This window comes from Undibacterium sp. Ji83W (assembly GCF_049340385.1).
Taxonomy (GTDB): Bacteria; Pseudomonadota; Gammaproteobacteria; order Burkholderiales; family Burkholderiaceae_D; genus Undibacterium.
On record NZ_JBMPOZ010000023.1, the window covers coordinates 31,384 to 50,432 of the forward strand.

18 protein-coding genes are annotated in these 19,049 nt (G+C 45.9%); 8 read left to right on the forward strand and 10 right to left on the reverse strand.

Annotated elements, in window-relative coordinates; translation table 11 throughout:
- Positions 1–12: 12 nt before the first annotated feature.
- Positions 13–1,344 (reverse strand): replication initiation factor domain-containing protein, encoded by a 1,332-nt coding sequence (locus ACO0LD_RS26605; protein ID WP_423011634.1) that lies wholly within the window; start codon positions 1,342–1,344, stop codon positions 13–15.
- 135 nt (positions 1,345–1,479) lie between these two features.
- Between ACO0LD_RS26605 and ACO0LD_RS26610 the strand changes: the two genes are divergently transcribed.
- Positions 1,480–1,971, forward strand: a complete 492-nt coding sequence (locus tag ACO0LD_RS26610) for a hypothetical protein (RefSeq protein ID WP_423011636.1) — start codon at positions 1,480–1,482, stop codon at positions 1,969–1,971.
- Between the two features lie 843 nt (positions 1,972–2,814).
- Here the strand turns inward: ACO0LD_RS26610 and ACO0LD_RS26615 are convergent.
- Genes ACO0LD_RS26615 through ACO0LD_RS26625 form a run of 3 tightly spaced genes read right to left on the reverse strand, consistent with a single transcriptional unit; the run spans position 2,815 to position 8,016 of the window.
- Positions 2,815–4,167 carry a TniQ family protein gene (locus ACO0LD_RS26615; RefSeq protein ID WP_423011638.1) on the reverse strand — a complete coding sequence of 451 codons (1,353 nt, stop codon included), beginning with the start codon at positions 4,165–4,167 and terminating at the stop codon, positions 2,815–2,817.
- Entirely contained in the window at positions 4,154–5,263 is a 1,110-nt protein-coding gene (locus tag ACO0LD_RS26620) for an ATP-binding protein (protein WP_423011640.1), read from the reverse strand. The genes ACO0LD_RS26615 and ACO0LD_RS26620 overlap by 14 nt, the downstream gene beginning before the upstream one ends.
- A complete protein-coding gene (locus ACO0LD_RS26625) occupies positions 5,260–8,016 on the reverse strand; it encodes a DNA-binding domain-containing protein (protein ID WP_423011642.1) in 2,757 nt (918 codons plus the stop codon). Before ACO0LD_RS26625 ends, ACO0LD_RS26620 begins: the two co-directional genes overlap by 4 nt.
- 525 nt (positions 8,017–8,541) lie before the next feature.
- On the opposite strand from ACO0LD_RS26625, the gene ACO0LD_RS26630 reads away from it, so the two are divergent.
- Entirely contained in the window at positions 8,542–9,447 is a 906-nt protein-coding gene (locus tag ACO0LD_RS26630) for a hypothetical protein (protein WP_423011644.1), read from the forward strand.
- A 101-nt stretch (positions 9,448–9,548) separates the two neighbouring features.
- On the opposite strand, the gene ACO0LD_RS26635 is transcribed toward ACO0LD_RS26630, so the two are convergent.
- On the reverse strand, positions 9,549–9,905 hold the full coding sequence (locus ACO0LD_RS26635) for a hypothetical protein (protein ID WP_423011646.1): 357 nt from the start codon (positions 9,903–9,905) through the stop codon (positions 9,549–9,551).
- Between the two features lie 480 nt (positions 9,906–10,385).
- Entirely contained in the window at positions 10,386–10,769 is a 384-nt protein-coding gene (locus tag ACO0LD_RS26640) for a hypothetical protein (protein WP_423011648.1), read from the reverse strand.
- Positions 10,770–10,985: 216 nt separating this feature from the next.
- Here ACO0LD_RS26640 and ACO0LD_RS26645 point away from each other — a divergent pair, with 216 nt between their 5' ends.
- A complete protein-coding gene (locus tag ACO0LD_RS26645; protein ID WP_423011650.1) occupies positions 10,986–11,303 on the forward strand; it encodes a hypothetical protein in 318 nt (105 codons plus the stop codon).
- Between the two features lie 75 nt (positions 11,304–11,378).
- Here ACO0LD_RS26645 and ACO0LD_RS26650 read toward each other — a convergent pair whose 3' ends face one another.
- A complete protein-coding gene (locus tag ACO0LD_RS26650) occupies positions 11,379–12,497 on the reverse strand; it encodes a hypothetical protein (protein ID WP_423011652.1) in 1,119 nt (372 codons plus the stop codon).
- Positions 12,498–12,705: 208 nt separating this feature from the next.
- Between ACO0LD_RS26650 and ACO0LD_RS26655 the strand changes: the two genes are divergently transcribed.
- The 5 genes from ACO0LD_RS26655 to ACO0LD_RS26675 all read left to right on the forward strand — a co-directional run bounded on the left by ACO0LD_RS26655 (position 12,706) and on the right by ACO0LD_RS26675 (position 16,628).
- Positions 12,706–13,041: a hypothetical protein gene (locus ACO0LD_RS26655; RefSeq protein ID WP_423011654.1), complete on the forward strand. Its 336-nt coding sequence runs from the start codon at positions 12,706–12,708 to the stop codon at positions 13,039–13,041.
- A complete protein-coding gene (locus ACO0LD_RS26660) occupies positions 13,038–14,258 on the forward strand; it encodes a PfkB family carbohydrate kinase (protein ID WP_423011656.1) in 1,221 nt (406 codons plus the stop codon). Before ACO0LD_RS26655 ends, ACO0LD_RS26660 begins: the two co-directional genes overlap by 4 nt.
- On the forward strand, positions 14,255–14,851 hold the full coding sequence (locus tag ACO0LD_RS26665; RefSeq protein ID WP_423011658.1) for a 7-cyano-7-deazaguanine synthase: 597 nt from the start codon (positions 14,255–14,257) through the stop codon (positions 14,849–14,851). Before ACO0LD_RS26660 ends, ACO0LD_RS26665 begins: the two co-directional genes overlap by 4 nt.
- Positions 14,852–15,108: 257 nt before the next feature.
- The gene (locus tag ACO0LD_RS26670; RefSeq protein ID WP_423011660.1) at positions 15,109–15,783 is read left to right on the forward strand and encodes a DNA adenine methylase; all 675 of its coding nucleotides are present in this window, start codon (positions 15,109–15,111) and stop codon (positions 15,781–15,783) included.
- A complete protein-coding gene (locus ACO0LD_RS26675; RefSeq protein ID WP_423011662.1) occupies positions 15,783–16,628 on the forward strand; it encodes a hypothetical protein in 846 nt (281 codons plus the stop codon). Before ACO0LD_RS26670 ends, ACO0LD_RS26675 begins: the two co-directional genes overlap by 1 nt.
- On the opposite strand, the gene ACO0LD_RS26680 is transcribed toward ACO0LD_RS26675, so the two are convergent.
- From ACO0LD_RS26680 to ACO0LD_RS26690, 3 genes are read right to left on the reverse strand one after another with little or no spacing between them, the layout of a single operon-like run.
- A complete protein-coding gene (locus ACO0LD_RS26680; RefSeq protein ID WP_423011664.1) occupies positions 16,563–17,243 on the reverse strand; it encodes a nitroreductase family protein in 681 nt (226 codons plus the stop codon). The genes ACO0LD_RS26675 and ACO0LD_RS26680 overlap by 66 nt on opposite strands.
- Entirely contained in the window at positions 17,221–17,826 is a 606-nt protein-coding gene (locus tag ACO0LD_RS26685; protein ID WP_423011666.1) for a 7-cyano-7-deazaguanine synthase, read from the reverse strand. The genes ACO0LD_RS26680 and ACO0LD_RS26685 overlap by 23 nt, the downstream gene beginning before the upstream one ends.
- Positions 17,823–19,049, reverse strand: coding sequence for a PfkB family carbohydrate kinase (locus ACO0LD_RS26690; RefSeq protein WP_423011668.1), 1,227 nt, complete (start codon positions 19,047–19,049; stop codon positions 17,823–17,825). Before ACO0LD_RS26690 ends, ACO0LD_RS26685 begins: the two co-directional genes overlap by 4 nt.

Sequence of the window (19,049 nt, forward strand, 5' to 3'; positions counted from 1 at the left end):
GATTTGAATGGCCTACGCAAAACCGTTTTCCCCATTGAGGCCGAAACATGGGACGGTGGTAATAAACTGCAAGAATGAAGGAATATTGATAGGCGCTTGTTTATGCACAGGCGTGGAGCCTGACGTTGCGTCACAGGTCAACGACTTCATACGCTTCGGCCAATAGTCTTCAGCCTCATTGCAAATCAGGTCGAGCGCTTTTTTATCGCCCCACAGTTCACGGAAAACACGGATGTATTTTCCAAACTGGTGTTTGGTCACTTCGATACACGCATCAACAGTAATCTGCGCGGTTTTGGTTTTGACAACCATGCGCTGAGGTGTTTCGACCTGGACGAAATGCGAAAAGCAGGGATAGGCTGCGGCAAAAAAATCTGTAGGATTCAGAAGCACGTCAAATGGAATAACGGTGTTTGTGTTTTTGAACTCAACTTCACAACGACACCAGCCGCTGTCTTTGTCGCCTTCTTTCTTGCCCTTCTCGTAGAAGCGGCAAAATTTACTGGAAGAACGCAAGCCAATGGTGAGAGTCCGCCCCTTGCCCGTTGGTCGATTCCAATTGCCTATTCGCTCGATATTTGGAGGGCGACCTCCGACCTTCTGCGTATAGCCGTTGAGCTCATATTGGTCATAAGCCCAGTCCACCGAGAGATACTCGCCTTTAATATCGTCATGAGCCAAATCAACTCGGGAGATTGATGGCCGTTGAGCCACCTTGGTAAGGAAGTCAAACAACCGCTTTTCCCATCCTGCAACCGCGTTCAAACACCCTTGCCCCGTCAATGTCACCAACATGGTGGCGCGTTGACCACCGAAGCATACGAATCCCATCTGATCGCCAAGCACCCACGAATCGCGATAAAAATTCATGCCACGATCACGTTTTTCAGTAATACCAAAACCGAAAATTTTCTCAAACTGCCGACTTGCCTCATTAATGATCTGATCGTCAGAAATTAAAGTTTCCCGAGCCGTCTTGTGAAACGTGGTTTCCAGCACTGTGAAATTAACCCAGTCGATTATGCAGGCTTGTGTACTTGATGGTTTGCGTACCATCATAGTTTTGACTTTCCCTGAATCAGTCATCACAAGCGACACTTCGCCCATGTCGTCATCTGACACACTTGCCCATGTGTCGGTATCGTCGCCGCCAATTAGGTTTTCCCCCATGTTATTAATGGGGCGATCTACATCCGAGCAATCTTGCGTATTTCTCGGCACTATCCCAGCCCTTACGGCCTCGGCGGCGATCCGTGCCGGCAGTGCTTGCGCGCTGGCGGTACGTTCGCCGCCGAGTGACGTCTCATGGTCAGTGTGTAGCACAGGTGTAAAATTGGGATGCATTTCAATCCATTTAGTGTGTATTGCACATTTTATGGATGGAGATTATCACTATAAGTTTGTATGGTCAACTATTTAGTGTGTATTACACCCCGAATGGATACAATAACCTCCCTTAGGAGGTCCAAAGGAAAAAAGATGGATAGGCATAAGCGAAAATTAGCTGACAGAATGAAAGAGCTCATTGATACACAAGCAGACAAGCGAGGAAAATTCGCGCAGCTTGAGTCTCTAACCGGCATCCAATCTGAGAACTGGAAGAGCTTTTACTATGGGCGGCAGCGTCCAAATCCAGACATGATTGAAGCGCTTGCGCACACATGGCCGGAATTTGCATTTTGGTTGGTTACTGGCATTGATGACTTTAATAAAGGCCATACAAGCCCTCCAACACCACACCCCTCCAAACTTCGGGAGAGAGACGCCGCTAGAGCAGTCTTTCAAAAAAAGATCGAATTTCAACGATGGCTAGAATCCGCTGATGTGAATGAAAATGACTATCAAGACATCAAATTGAACTTTTACAAAGAGATCAGTGATTTGAGCAGCATTCGACTTTCACAAGAAGACATACTTGAAAGTATCGAAGAAAAAGAGAAGATCACTCGGCCTGATTCAGGTTTAATTTAGCATTAAAAGTAGCGAAAATAAAATGACGATCGAAACATCACAACCGTGACTTGCCCTGGATATGTCACACCAAGTAAGTCACACTTGTGACAGACTTGGTGTGACTTACCGGTACCGAGTCACAGCAAATCAATCACAGTTTCAACAACATTCGAACGATTAAAATCCCTCGTCACGGTTCTATATAAAACCCAACTCGCCGTTGAGGCAGACCTGGGCAATGTTATACATTGCCCAGGCCCTGCCAGAGCTTATTTTTTTTTGTGTCGATCAAGGAAGCGCTACGCTCAAATCCTCACCCGTTCGGTCCTCGCTTTGCTCCGGTCCGCGTGCGGCTTCCGGTTTGTCCTTGACGAGTTGTGACTCTCAGTAGATCGAAAAAGATACGTCTAAAGCAGATATAAAGCACTCCCCAAAGTGTATTTCTCATTGAGTAATCGTAGGAGGTTTATAAGTCAAATTTGTAGATTTTGGGGTGGGCAATTCGTCTTGAAACCCACGTGATTGTTGAATTCTTTGGTTAGCTTCCCAAGCTTCATACGAGGGTTCGATTCCCTTCACCCGCTCCAGTTTATCAATGTCCATACAGCCTTTTTGTCGCTGGAATCATATCTTTACCGCCGCGGCAAGCTTATGCTTCCAAAACGCCTTTGGCAATATTATGCTTCCAAAGCGCTCGTGTTGATGTTCATGTCTGTAACAATCAAGCGCTGCTGGGTTATGAATAGTTGGATTGACGTTTCTGAAGTAACCCTAGACTAGATCTAGAGATTAGAATTGAGGGAGCGCTGCCGCTGGTCATATCACTATGCCATTGGCAGCCCCCCCTGTTTTCAGCAATGCTTACGAGTTCGTGGCCGACCTGAAAGCCTCATAGAGATGCTGCGACGTCAGCAACATGCGTTCACCTGCAAGTCGTCGATTCACTTGCGTGCGTGAAGGGTTCTTACCCGCCAGGCGCAGTTCTTGAACGATCTCCACAACCCGGCGAGTCTGCGCTGCTTGGTAAGTGGCAGATTTTCGCGCTCGAGCCAATTGAGCTCGCTCGGACAAATCGCGACACAGATCGGGAAACCAATATCGCAAACATCGTGCCGATAGACCTAGTGCAACAGCAATCTTGGAAACAGGCGGGCTATCTGAATCATGCAAATATATCTCCAATTGTGAACGTATCAACTCCCTTCGGCAAGATGACGGACGCTGATTCTGCTGGCGCTTCCTCCGCCCATTTTGGGCTGACGGTAGGGTTACCGGTATTTTTGTTTGACAAAAGTTGCCGAAACTTGCAGGCAAACTTCCTATGCCAAAGCAAAAATCTAACAGTTGCACCATACTTGGCCTTTCTCCTTTCGATAGCCATCCTTTGAGAGCTCCTGTTGGCAGCCCTACGTGCCGACAAAGAGCAGCCCGATTTCCTGCGGCGCAAGACTTTACGACCGCGGTCACAAAGACTCGGAAATCCTCCACACTAGGCAAAGTTGGAGTCAAGGCATGCAGCGCAATCAAGTTCGATACAGCATCGGCGCACCATCTCTCGTACTCGCTTAACTCCTGACATCCTTCACTTGTAAATTTTTTTCCGGTGACGAGACATCCCAAACATTCGCAGCAAATGCTGACATCTGGATAACGGGGAATGAAGTGCTGATGCTTTCCACAATGAGGGCATGTTGTTTGAAGCCGACGACCATGAACTACACAAACCTTGCACGCTTCTAGCGCCCAGACTAGTGGGTAGTAAGCTTCTGCAAATTCGTTATACTGCTCCACAAGGCAGTCGGGACACCATTGAGGATGCTCGGCGAGCATCCCCTGCCCGTTGAAGGGAAATAGGTTGCTCCAAGGTAGTACAGTCAAACGCTGCAAATCTTCGACGCCCGTTGACAGTTCGAGAGCAGTAGAAAATCGCATCGCATGCTGACCAAGACCATTGACGGTCTTTGCAAATTCCTTGAAAAAACCGGCAGAGGCCAGATCTCCAATCTTTGGATCAACCGTTGACAGTACTTTTCCAACCAGATGGCGTGGGTTGATTGCATGCGCCCGGCTAGTTCGAATCAAGAAAGACAACAGGCTTTCCTGCATAGGCTCGCCGAGCCGCATTGGCTTCAATGAGTAAAGAAGCGTCCTGCCCGGTGATTGGCCGAGATCTGTAAATCGTGGCAAATCCCAAAAATCGTTATTTCGTTCCATGGCTATGCCCTCCAACAGGATCTCGTTGCGGCTTGCGTTTCCCTGGTTTGCGCCTGACCATTCCGACCGGTTTGTCGTTGCGCGTATCTAAAAGCCCATGCTTGAGTAAATCGAGCAACAAATCGTCTCCAACATCTGCAAGCTCTGACTCGCCCCATACCGCCTCTTCCAATATACGCATGAGCCCCCTGTTTGGCAGTGCGAATCTATTGGCAAAGGTCGCATCGATTTGTGGTGCTTTTTCCTGTATGGCGTGGTCAAGGCACCTGGTCATCCAATCCTTCAAAATGCCGACACAACCAATAGATTTCTGGTAAAAATAGTCAACATCAACATTCAGTTTGGTGGGCACGTAAGCGGAAAGGAGATGTTCAATGTAAGTGAGCGTGCGTTGGAAGTTGTGTGCTTCCTTCTTGCAACGCATGTCGTACCGACCAAAATTGACCACCTGACTTCTTCGCGTCAATTGTCCACTGTGCAGCAAGATATTCAACAAGCTGTAGGTGCCAGATAGAAGAATCGTCGTACCTGTCTCGATAGCCAAAGACTTCAGTGTCTCAAACTGGCATTCCAGTCGATGCCCGTTGCTGACCATCAAAAGATGATGCGCTTCATCGATGATCAACAGTTTGGTGCGGCGACGACGCAAATATTCTTCCACTGACCGACGAAGGCAATTCGTAACAGAGTTTTCAAGATGATCAGTGGACGCGCTATCGTGCAACAAGGACATCTGTCTCGGCACATACAGTTTTCGATCTGAAAAAGGTTCGCCCTGCTCACTCAATAACCGGATATAGAAATCTTTCCAGTCAAAGTTACCACTCGTCGGCGGCACGGCACGTAGTGCAACCACCGGCACAAAATCCCGCTCAACCTCCATTCGAGACCTGGATTTATCGAGAACAGCCTTTCCAACCGCAGTGGCCACCGTACTCTTTCCGACACCTGTCGGCCCAGTCAGGATGATAATCTCCGAGGAAAATTCGTTGCCCATCGCTTGCAACAGTCCCTCGTACGCGGCAGTCGCCGATGGATGCTTGAACATCTTGCCCTTAAATTCCTCAACTGGTGTAGTGTGTTTTTTCTCGCTCATTTCAATTCTCCAAAAAGTTCTAGGTTCACGGCATTGCCCCAAGGGTCTTCAGCAACTTCAATTGCGCCCGGAATAGTGAAATGATCCTGGGATGGAGGTGCATCGGGTTCCTCTGCCATGTTTTGCGCGTCTCGGCGCTGCTGGCGTAGTACTACTTCCGTCTCGTAGGCGCCTTCAAGAAACGCGGCGATGTCGCCAGCCTTGACACGTCGGTGGACGTCTTTCTGCACGTGCCGGGCCCTAATTTCCTGCGAAATCATCATGATTTCACGCTCGGTTCGTCTTTCCAAGACAGCTCGATATTGCGACCTGCACTCCAGCCATTCACGGCGTAAGTAGGCATATGCAACGGACACGTCAAAAGGGTCATAACGGACTGGAAGGGTCTTAATGGCACCAATATCCCTGAATGCCGGATGCCAGTAGTCAATCCTGTTGATAGAAATTCCTTGGCCAGCGTGAACTCTGGCACTCCCCTTAGATGTGGTCGGCAGGCATAGAAACCTGAAGTCGGCGGTGAATGGAATCGCCAAATGTTTCCGGCTGCCTGTGATAGCTAGACCACGCGCCATCGCCTCTTCAGGCGACGTGCCTAGCGCAGAATGCCGCCATTTAGCATAGTGCTCGTAGGCGTATCGCTCAAACAAGCCATTGAGCGCGGATAGAGTCCACACGGCCAACTTACGTGGATCGTGCGATGGCGACATGCTCCGAGGACTTTGTAGTGCCTGGCTGTTACCTGACAAATTATGGAAGAAGGTTTGATTGGCGACACCAAAGAAGCGTTCAATCAACGACCCGAAGCGAGACTTTGCGGCGGGACGCGACTTCTTATGGCACGCCAAGCGCGCCAGCAGTACCTCGAAGTACGCGCTCTCAAAATCGCTCCCTCGATCTACCACTATCGTCGAGGGAATTCGCCCGTGGCGTCTTACGCATTCCCTGATCACCGACATGCAGCTTCGGTAGCTAGGTGGGTCAAAGGTCAGGAAAAAAGCCAGCACCATCCTCGTAAACGCATCCAGCAGGACAGTCAGCCACGCACGTCCCAAGTTCGCGCCTGTCTCTCCGTCGACCATTTCCAGATCAACTTCCGTGTGATCAATATGACCAACTCCGAAAGGTCGTTCGCCGTGGCGTGGAGTCGACTGATCTACCGACCAGTAGAACTCCGTTTCTTTATAAGCAGCCTTACGTCCTTCTCTTGCCAGAATGCGCGCGTCAAGCCGACGTTGCGAAATTTCCTTGCGAAATGTTTTTTCCGAAGGACAAATCCAGCCCTTTTCCCTGCAAACGTTGACCAAATCTCCGTATGCCGCGAGGATTGTTGGCTGAGCTGATGTCAACACCTTGTTGTCTATAACCTCGCTCATCAGGTTGATGACCTCATAAGGCAATCTCCGGTTTCTGTTGCCTCGTGAACTGATGCGCGAAACCAGGCCAAGAAAAGGGCTACCGAAAGCCGCCGCGCCCTGGCGGGCTTGTGCCCTCCAATAGCGCAGCGTCCTGTCTGACACAGCGGAGCCAAGTTCTACGTTCGCTGCCACATCCAAATGAGCCAGGCAATTTGTTGCACGTTGAAGGTCGATCGGCGATGCCTGTTTTACCAGTTTTTCGGCCAGCGATTCCTGCTCATTCATCTCAGGCAAGCCAACGATCTTCCCTTGCGCCACCAAGCTCTGGAACATCGTAGATTCCAAGTGAACAATATCCTTCCCCTCGAACATGAGGAAGATTTCTTGGGCACCAACGTTGACGATTCGCCAGGGCTTGCCATCCCACATGATGTCGGTTTGTGGCTTCATCTTGATAGTACACAGATCTGATGCAGCAATTTGCACCCGTCCTTGTTTTTGGCACACGTATATCTTGGCACTTTCCGAGTCACGGGAAATCGACGTGTAATTTGGTTCAGTCAGCAGTTCGTTGCATAGATCAGCGAACAGATTGCCGTTGGCGATCAACTTGTACACGGCGTCGGCAACAACACCTTCCTTTTGCAGCAGGTCGCGCTGTAGCATCCAACGCTCGTCCACAAGCGCGTCGCGAATCTTCTGTTCATCGCCGCTGGAGGGCATTGGACATGTATCGACAAAATAATCCGACAGAAATTCCAGGTTTCGAACCAAAATCCAGGGGTTCTCTTTGGATGATCGAACCCTGAAGCAGAGTCCATATTGGCGGGCATACTCCTCACCAGCAGGACAGCGCCAGCCACCGTTGTCATCAGGAATAAATCGCTGGCAACCACTTTCATGCGAGGCGATCAGCCATTCTTCGGTCTTACACTCCACCCAGCCTATCCAGCCTTTCTGGATCAGGAAAAAATCAGGTGTGGAAAGGTGTGTGGATTTTTTCTTATTTGCGTTTTGGTAGCTGATCTTGATTGGTGGCGGTTGGTCGTAGAATTCAAACGTCGCTGGGTCGTGCTCCCACAAATAGAGCGCCGGCAGTTCATTTTTGTGACTCTCAGCCTGGATGGTGACTCCCATCTTGCGGCTGGCGAAGCGGGTTGTGACATTGTGCGTACCGCCACCAGTACGACGGCTCGGTTCTGAAGTGCGGATAGCATTGATTATTTGACGTCCCATAATTGGGATATTTGGGGACACCAATAGGTGCTCCAATTCTTCATAAGAAAGCATGGCTTCCTCCATCATTGTCTGCTGCTGCGTTGCCCAGTTCGAAATGGGCAACATAGCCGCAAAAGTAGTTAAAAATCGGGGGAATAAAAGAAGGCCATCGGCTGCCAAGCAAACTGCTTGACAACCGTGTGAACAGCGCAGACAATGAACTCGTAGGAAGCGAACCTGAGAATTCAGTGCGGAAAAAGGCTGGGAGTTGCTGCTCTCGGCCTTTTGCGCTTTTTGGCCCTCGAATCGATAAATGGCCCTAAGTCATGCGTACCTCTCTTTCTTTAATGAAATGCGACCACATCAGTCGCCGATGTGTTCCTGACGCAACGTTGCTAGCCATGCGGCAACGTCACTCGTAAAGGCAAATTTCCCCCTTCTATTTGGAATACTGAATATTCGTATCCCAACTGCATCCATCCTTACCGCTCGCGCAAACGCTGGCTCCGTCCTAAAACCAAGCGTTCGGCGCAGTTCTTCTCCCCCCATTAAGGGGCCAAATTCTTTCAGCATGCGCTCTGTCAAATCGTGGCTGCTCATGGTTGACGTCGATTATTTATGTTTAATTGCGGTTAATTTGTTTACTTAATATCAAATTCGGATTAGGTTTCAAAGTAGCTAGAAATATGGTAATTTCATGCCACCATGCCAAAAACACAAATCCGCAAAGAGCCAAAAGCAAAGGGAAGCCCCAAGAAAGATCTCGTTGAACGCTTACGTGTTACGTTATGGTATCTAGATGTTAAGCAACGGAGAGGCTGGTCTGATTACAGACTGGACCAAGAATTTGCATGGGTGACCGATAGAGACCTGCGCAGTGGGTCAGATAGATTGAGGGTATTTGAAACTGTTCGAAGGCGCCGTGTTGTGCCATCTTCAGGGGACCGGTTAAAAAGAAGTTTCGATCTTATTTCACGTGTCGACTCTCATGCGGACTTTGCCGGTACAGAGGAGTTATTTAATTCACCATTCTGGAGCCTGCTAAAAGGAGATCCAATGGATCTTCCTGAGGCAAAAGAATTCGTAAGCCATTTATTGCCAAAACACAAACTTCACCGTCCCTCCAACGAGCTCTTTATCATAATCAACTTGATAGCAGCTGGTGTGTTAAATGAGCACAGAGATTCAGCTCCCATTACCGCTGCCCAACTCTATGAAGTATCTCTAACCCAAGCAACAGCAGGCCTCTCAAAAAATCTCGATTTCCTTGCTTTGCTCGGAGGATTATTTCGAGAAGCATATCTCGTTTGCGCCCTTGAAGTTTCGGTTGTGCTGAAGCGACTATTCCTTACCGCACTTGAGGATTATTGTTCACAAGATTGGCTAAAGGAAATAGCGACTGATCTCATGGAACTTGGGGAGCGTCGGGTATTGCATTGGCAAATGGCCGAGCATTTTGATGGATCAGGTCTTTATCCCGATTGGCCACCAATAGTTGTCGAACGACCATTGTTCAAACTCGACGATGCAATGCTACAACTCATATCAAAAGAACAGGAGATTTCGGATGCGATGTGGGCAAATTTTGTAAACATAAAACCTGATCGCTAAGCATGATAACTTGGTCCGGAAAGCAATGCTTAGCGCTTAAGCAGGATTTTTTCTCACCAGATCGAGAACTTTCTTGCCACATCACAGAGGCTTCATATGCCCTATTCGAAGCCAATTTCTGTTGAGCGGACAATCACGCTGCGTTGCTCCCAATCCTGCCCTTTGAGCTTCGTGCGTACCTTCAGTTTAATGTTGGCGGGGGCACGCACAATGTCATCTTGGATATAGATTGTTCCTTCTGCCATTAAATCAGTTGCTTTAGCCATTCCGCGTTTAATACCTCGAATGTACCATTCGATGGCCTTCTCTTTGATCGCTTCAGGGATTCCCTCAATTGCAGTCTCAAAATCTAAGCTTGGGTACATGGAGTGGGAGGGTTCTTGATCAAGTGCTTCCGCAATGTCATTAACAGCCTTACGGTAGGTTGCTGAAGCTGCTGCGACAGGTGATTTGCTCATGTGTTCATTTCCTTTTTTTTAGTACGTCGAAAAAGCAAAATTAAGTTATTTTTTGTTCACCAATGATGCCTAAGTAACAACTGCACGAGGTTTTCCTGGCTTGCTACTACTTCGAATCTTCGCGACAAATGCCTCAATCGCCGGGTAGTTGTCCTTTACGAGATCATGTTTCCTAAATTGCTCTAATATGTAGTGCCCCTTCTTGTCGGATACTACATACTTAAACTGAGCTTCGATAATCCCCGCGTCTGCAATTCCATTGAACCAACCCTGTAACGCGACCTCTATATGATTAAGATGACCAGAACATAATGCTCGTTCACGCTTTAGATATTTAGCTGAAGTATCATCGATAGAAAATCCAATTTCTGTATAAGTTGAAGGTCTGTTTGGTTCCGAGCATGCGACCAGTCCTTTGAGCCTACAAATTTCGCAAAAAATTTTGTGGTCGCATACATCGCTTATCCACTCAGAATTTTCCTATCCGTAAATTATTTGTGGCATCTGACGCTGTTTGACCCATTCGACAATATTGTCAGCACGGATTTTAAAGCCACGAGCCCGTAAAGCATCCGCGTCCTTTTGGTGCAATTTGAACTTGCTCCCATGGCTCGGAGAGCCGTTTAAATTCACAACACCGAGCTCGTTACCACGCCGTCCCATAACGTGTGCGTGGGTTTGTCCATCACTTTGTAGGTGGGTTGGTTGATCAATACCAATGTTGCGTTCGAAGCGTCCAGTGATCCATTTTCTATCTTCATTTAGAGTCTGAATGCTGGTGGGGTTGTCTAGTACATCCGCCAGCAGTACCTCATCCAAATACGGTGGTCGGGCGGACTTGTCGTAAAGTTCTTGTAATCGCATGTTACTCCTCGGTACCGTCTTATTAACTTCGGGGATGTATATATCTTCAAGTAAAGCAAAAACTATAGCGATGGTGCAAAGACCGCAGTCGTATCAGTGGTTGATGCTGTGCGACAACCTATTATCAGTGCCTAGTAACTCACCTCAATACTTTCTAAATTTAAATGCAAAAAACATACTGTTAGTGTCATATTGGCATTATCAATAATATAGCAATTGTGCACGCATGCCCACCAGAAAATTACCAGCAATCCGGTTAAGGTCACTGGCACAACACCGGATGGACAGCAATTTAAATCGACTCTTGAAGAAGATTTTTTATTTCTTACCAGACTCAATCGTCTGGTAGAGCGCGTTGAAACTCAGACCATCACGATTGGTTGGGCAGATACCAGCGGCGGAATACGCACATACACGCCAGACATTATTGTTTATTACAGGAAAGATTTGGAGGAGTCCAAAGATTTACCGACAAAAATCGCTGAGGTAAAACCGGATTTCAGTGAGAAAGACAAGGAACGTAAACATCTTTAGCTACAGCGATCAAGTATTGTATGAATTGGAAAAAAAATTTGAATTTGATCTCTTATTCAAGGTAGAGGAAACTCATTAGCCATTAGATTTGTCTGTGGCATTACTTCTTATAGAAATTAGGTCCGAGAGCATATGCAAGAACGGGAGCGCTACGGGAAGGAAGAAGTTCTTTGTTTCGTTTAATGTTCCCGGAATATTTGATTCTATCATGACAACACCAACGGCACTTTGACCAGCAAGCGCCAAGAGAGATGGACTCCATATGTTTTTTGGGATAGCCAAAGAAACAAAACTCTGAACCCCTTTAATCATTGCACTATTTTTATAAAAGTTTTTTATATTTTCAATATGATTTTGGTTGGCATATTTGGGTATAGCATGGTCAATAAATTTATTTATGGATTCGGCTCTATACCAACTATCAACAAAAGCTCGCACAGCGCCATCTAACATATTGGACGGGGCATGCTCAGGATATGGCACTGGTAGAGCGTAGTCTTTAAATTGTTTTGAAATAATCGTTTCCTGATTACCATCAGAAAATGTAATGCAATGTCCTGGATTACTTTCAAGATGTCCGATAAAGTCATCTTTGTGTAAATGGACGATGTTGAAAACATCTGCAAATTTATCTATGTTCCAGTTGACGGAAAAAAGCAACAGATAGACGCGATATTCACTGTTGGCTTTTCCATCAAAATTATTTGCAAGCTGTGCAATGGAAGTAAGAATGAGACGAATTGACTTATCTATTTCATCTAAATAGATTGGTCCATTCTGAGCTAAAGCCATTGCTTGCACTCTTGTGACTTCATCGTGCGATTTTTTATATTGCTCCCCTAGCTTTTGCAAAAAGGCATCGGGCGGCATACTTACTATGTCTTTTAAGGCAATGTTTAAATAATTCCTGTGCTCATTGTCCGTTGTACTATCTGCATATTTGCTCCACGCAAATAGCAGTGCAGCAAACAACACCAGGAACCAAAAAGCCAGCGCTTCGGCAGTCAAGTTCAAATTTGCATAAGCGAATGTGTTCCCATGTGTGGGGTCGCCTGGCAATGCAAGAGAGGAGCGGATAGAGCTCGTAAAAAAAGATGCAAGCGCACCAGCAAGTACAGACATCACTGCGGCGACACCATTAATGAATGGATGCGTCCCAAACTTAATAAATTGAGATTTAATATTCATAAGCATTAAGTATTTCGTTGATTACTGCTGTAGTTGAATTTCTTCACTCGATACAATGAGTCATAATGATTTGTCGTTTTACTTGTAAAAAAAATGCTAACATACCAATAATGTTGTCATTTGATAATTTAATTCATTATCTCTGATTAAAGAAGCGATATTAAGAATTAAATCATTCATGTAATCAATTTACACACACTTTAATAAGGTAAGTATGTCTGGAACAGGTGGTACGGTATACGATGCTACCCCGCCGGGAAGCACATGCGAACGCTTAAATTTTCGAACTATTTTAAATTCCCCTGTTCCCAGCGTAGTTTCTGACGTTGCTAAGTTAGCTGCGATGCAACCAGTGATTTTGGAAATAAAAATTGAAAGTCGTTCAAATTTTAAGGTGGCTATAGCTTATTTTGAAGATAGGCGTGTTGGGGCTATTACTTCAGATGCCTTGATTCGACTTATTGAATGTACTATCCAAGGGTATGCATATGTTGCTGAAGTAAAGAGTGTCTCTGGTGCTCGAGTTGAGGTTCAGGTTTATCTAAAATGACAACACTTAAAATTGCTGGTGGAATTTATCGAGAAATTTGCCAATTCCCTGAGCGTCGGGAAATATTAGGATCTGGTGGACGTGCCGCAGCTGCATTATCAGAAATAAATGATGATATTGAGCTTCATGGATTCGCTCCAGCAGATGAACAAATTAGGTTCGAAATTCAGTCCAGTTTGGCAGTCTATAATTTCCATATCAATTTATATGACTCCACCAACTTTGTAGCATTTCGTTGGCTCTATGGTCTTGCAAGCCCACAACAAGAACCTACATTTGGTCCAGGCGAAAAAGAAATTCAAATGGCCATTAATGGGGACGTGATCCTTCGTTATGGTATGGTTGAAGGAAATGCGGTAGTCAATGCCGATGTAGTCGTTTATGACCCACAAGCACCTCTGCGAGCTCAGTATTTTACTAAGAATGGTTCTACAGCAAAGAATTTAGCTTACATCATCAATTCCTCAGAAGCAAAATTACTAACGGATCAAACAGATCCTTATAAACAACTGAAACAAATACACGAGCTAGAAAAAGCTGCCGTCGTTGTGTTAAAACAGGGACCACACGGTGCTATTGTTTCAGACGGAATACGAACAAGTAGGATTCCGTGTTTCAAAACACCGAATGTCTGGTCCATTGGGTCAGGTGATGTGTTTTCCGCAGTATTTACCCATTATTGGGGAATCAAAAATATGTCTCCGGAAAATGCCGCTTATAAAGCATCACTGGCGACAGCGTTTTATTGTAATGCCGCGTATTTGCCCTTGCCTTTAGATTTTGCTGCCAGTTTTGTTCCCAATCCTTGCGTTCCAACGGTACAACTTGATGGTAGAAGGAAAATATATTTGGCAGGCCCATTTTTTACTGTTGCTCAACGATGGTTGATTGACAGTTTGAGAGAAACATTTTTGAGGCTAAATATCGATGTTTTTTCACCGATACATGATGTTGGAGAAGGCCCTGCAAATATAGTTGCGAAAGATGATTTGGCTGGAATCGTTAAATGTGATGTTGTATTTGCAGTTTGCGATGGATTAGATGCAGGTACATTGTTTGAACTTGGGTATGCAGTTTCAATTGGTCGACCAGTAGTTGCATTTACTCAAATAGAAAATGAAAGCGATTTGACGATGCTCCGCGGAACAAATTGCATGATCGAGAAAGATTTGGATACAGCAATTTATAAGGCTATTTGGTTAGCACTCGAAAAATGATATCTGCATTATTACTATCTGGTGGACAGGACTCTACGGCGATTGCATATTGGCTCCGCCCTGAATTTGGTATCACCGTCGATTACGGACAACGCCCCTCTCAAGCGGAATTGAATGCAGCAAAACAAATATGTACCGATTTGCATATGGAACACGTCGTTGTTAAAGCGGATTGCTCTAGACTTGGTTCGGGCGATTTGAGTGAATCACCGGCCTTATCCGTAGCGCCATCCTCCGAATGGTGGCCGTATAGAAATCAACTAGTGATCACTCTTGCTGCTGGTGCTGCGCTAGCACACGGTGCTCAGGAGTTACTAATTGGCGCTGTCGCTAACGATGCGGGACATGCTGACGGACGAATTGAGTTTTTTAAGGCTATGGATACGCTTATGAGTATGCAAGAGGGAGGGCTACGTGTTAGAGCTCCGGCCATTGAATTGAATTCGACGGAACTAATAAAAAAATCAAAAATTCCCATGGAAATTCTTTGCTGGGCACATTCATGCCATAGATCGAATTTTGCATGCGGCCAATGTCGCGGTTGCGTAAAGCATAAGAACGTTATGTTTGAGTTAGGCGTTTCGCCGTACTAATTGCAGTTCAGAGTTTCGCGTTCTTCATGTAGATAAGGTGCAGAAATCACATTTATGTATATCTGTTTTTGAAGACATATCGCAGTATTCCCCGTACAAAAAAGCTCAACTGAGCAGCAACTGACCCTAAGGACGGAAACGCACCTGGGCGTCGATGTTCGCCAAAAAATCATTTTAAGCAACCCTTTACAAGAGTTTCGATTGAAGCATTTCAACTATTTCTTGACATCATCGTCATAATTGACGATGATGTGGAAATGAGATATCCAGGCGGAAAAGGAAAATGTTATCAACGGCTGATCAATTTGATGCCGCGTCACCATACGTATATAGAATCTCATTTGGGTGGCGGTGCGGTTCTTCGCAATAAACTTCCAGCAGAACGCAACATTGGCATTGATGTAGATCCGAAAGTAATTTCTACATGGGAAGCAGAATGCGTTGGCTTATATGAATTAATAAAAGCTGACGCACTGGGATTCTTAAAATCTTTTGCTTACGACGGCGGGGAACTTATATATGTGGACCCGCCTTATCTGCCTAGTACTCGTCGGCGTCGCAGAGTGTATACGTATGATTACTCTGAAGAACAGCATGAAGAATTACTGTCTTTGCTCGTCAGCCTGCCATGCATGGTGATGTTGTCGGGATACGACAGTGAACTCTACCGTGATCGCCTATTAGGCTGGCGAAAAGTTACTTTCTCAGCTAAAACACATGCAGATGTGCGCGAAGAATGCGTTTGGATGAACTTTCCAGTGCCTCACGTACTTCATGATGCACGACATGTAGGTGAAACATATCGAGAACGTCAAACCATCAACAGAAGACGTACAAGAATCCACGAAAGAATCAGCCGAATGGAAGTTACGGAGCGAAATGAACTCATAAAATGGATTCACGAGACTTACATCTCGACAGGAGCAATATAATGCAATTAGGTGCTATTTTTCTGGATAACGCCGTAGTCAACATAGAATTTCCCGCAGCAGACCAAGAGGTCTTACCTGGTGTGCAATGGGGTTCTATTGATGCCTTTCCCAGTCCCGCATATTGGGCATATCAGGTCTATGCGCGTCGCATTATAGGCACGAAAATAAATTATAAATTAGGTTCTACCTTGAAAGAAGAAGTAGGTGCATGCCTCCTTGGTGGACACGGAATTCCAGCAAATGTTGGCGTTGCGGCCTTTAAGAAAATGAAAGCGCTCGGTGTGTTTGGCGAGGTTCCGCCTCATGAAGATACACTGCACGTATGGCTGTCGGAACCTCTACAGATTGCTGGGAAAGATGTGCGCTATCGCTTTGCAAAACAGAAGGCCAAGTATTTGGCGGCTGCTCTAGATAAGCTTCAAAACGACGCACCTCCAAGTGATTCTGGCAAAAGCCTAAGAGATTGGCTACTTGCCATACCTGGTATCGGCTATAAAACCGCGTCATGGGCAGTACGAAACTGGTTGGATGCCGATGATGTCGCAATTTTAGATATTCACATATTGAGAGCAGGTTTGATCGGTGGTTTTTTCGATACCAAGCTGACAGTTGAACGCGACTATCTAGTACTGGAACAGCAATTCATTAGCTTCAGTCAGGCATTAGGAGTCAGAGCTTCAGAACTGGATGCACTCATATGGCTGGAAATGATGTCGTCTCCAAAAAGTGTGCATGGTATCTTGGAGTCTCTTACTCTTTCTCCAACCGAAAGAAAAAAATCATTTGTTCCAAGAAGAACCAAGCAACGCCATACCGACGCCAACCAAACGACCCTCCTCATCTAGGTGACTGGCCCACGGTTCACCAGTAATTCCCAAGGGGCAGAAATTTAAATCAAGCGATTCAGCAACTAGACTCATATATCCAAGTAGTACGCCAGCATCACGCCAGATGAGGCTGCAACCATCGGCATATTTTGCAAGAGTTTTCCCGGGTTCCGCAATGAAAAGCAATATGGTACCGTCCTCTGGTGGTACAACATTTTCAACTGCCTCCCTGATTTTTTCAGGACTTAGAATTATTGGTTCAATGCCAGCAAGCGTATGGTCAGTGGGAACATATCTTTGCCAGGATCTGTTCTTTTTACTACTTACTAAGACATGAATGGGATGTATCGCCCCAGCAGATGGGGTTGGTCGAAAACAAAGCTGCAAACCAGATGCAGAGTTAGACCATGCTTGTCCGCGACACGTCAGCCACAATAACGTACAAAGATCTTCATCGCTAACTTCATCAAAAGATCTTCGTGTTCGCCGATGTTCCAATATTTTTGAGAGCGGTTTTGTGGGTAATTTTTCTGGCTCAAACAAATAATATATATCGCCAAGCGGCCAACAAAACGGGACGTATATCTTAGGTTCCGGGTGGGGGCGCGGATTACCTAGATCGATCCAAGTCATATCCCAATTCCTCAAATACCGCAAAATACTTATTGCACCCTCGACATTCTCCACACGGTACATTAGATGTGTGGCAGCTATGCGCCCATGCCAAGTATTCACTTGGGACTTCTGACAACTTAACAAGTTCAGCAGTTGACAGTGAGATAGCCGGAGCTTCTATTATCATTTCGCCTTCCTGAAAGTGCATTAGCCGATTCATGAGGTCGATAAATTCTGGAGTTCCATCTTTATGGCTGCCGTCGGATTTTACGGTACCTATCCACAAATGCGTCACTCCAAAAGCAATGGCTTTCATTGCTGTGAGCGTAATGAGTAATTGATTTCGATATGGCCACCAATCACTGGCAGGAGCTAAAGGGTCTGCTCGGGCACCAGCCATGTCGCCTGATCCAAGGGATCTACAATCTATTTGAATAACATAGTGCAAAATGTTTAAACGCTTGCAAATCGCTGTGGCTGCAGCGATTTCGGCTTGCGCTGGGATTTGGCCATAATCCAAAGTAATTGCCACGTCAGGTTTTTTCCACCACGCTAGCGACAATGAATCCATTCCACCTGAAAGAAGTAATGCGGTTTTCATAAACTGATTGCTGTCCACAAAGTTTTATAAATTGCAGTGACGTAGTCTGAGCACAAAATACAGCCAGAACCCTCCATCATCTTCTTGTCCCCGCTTGACTCGTTTTCACAATACATAATGACAGGTTTTCCCTTCGCTCTGGCGTAACCTATTTCATATATTGTGCCAGGATCCATTGCATCTCCAATTGCAAACATGAGATCACATTTGTCTATTGCTTCTAAGTCCTTTTGAACTACATCGTCTGCCGAGCCATGTCCAACATCGTGATAAGGAGAAAAAATCTGCAACCCCATATCACGTAAGTTATTCATTATCTGCTCAACAAGCCAAAGCTGATTTAAGGTAAAAAAAGGACCCGCAATATAGACCATGGGTGAGTAGCCATTTTTAAATCGAGATGATGGAACAATTGGAGGTGGATCGAATCGTTCCAAAGATGCCTTACTCGGAAAACCAGCATTTTCACAATAAAAAGCGGTGGCCTTTGATGCTAAACGTGCCGCCTCGATCGCTGCCAACCCTTGCTGCATCCACTGATATGCGAAATGGGCGACAAATGTGTCACCTGAACCAATTTTCCAAACATGATTCGTACTAAATGCCGGGACTAAACCGATTTCCCCTTTATCGTAAATCAACGCTCCAGACGGCCCCATTTTAATAACGACGATTTCAGCTTGCTCCTGAGACGCAAGTAATGCTGCTATTTCTGAGATATCTAGATCCATTCGCTTGCACATCACCGCGGCCTCATAGCGATTAAGGACTAGTGCTAAATGAGTAGCGGTTGATCCATTTGCTCGAAACGAGGCTGGGTCAGTTACATTTTGCGGGTCATAGACTGCAAACGTTGCTTTAACAACTGCATCACCTTCAATCAAACCAAATTTTACAACCCGCTCGGCATTAATTTGAATATCTGCATAATCGTCCAGTGGCAGATTGATTGTTGGGTTATCGAGGCCATGCGTATAGTGAAAGCTACATCCTTTATTAATCTGTGTAGCGTTTAGCAAAAAACCTTCCAAGGCAGCCCGGCTTTCTATCGCCTCTTTGTTTGCTTCGCTTATATAGGAATGGAGGCGAACCTCCGCACCCATACGGGCAAGTGCCGAAGCTGCTCGACCGCCAGATCCATAAACCTCCAGCCAACTAGGTTGCATGCAGCGTTCGAGATATACACCTCCAACAACATCGATAACGTACTCTTCTTTTTCCAT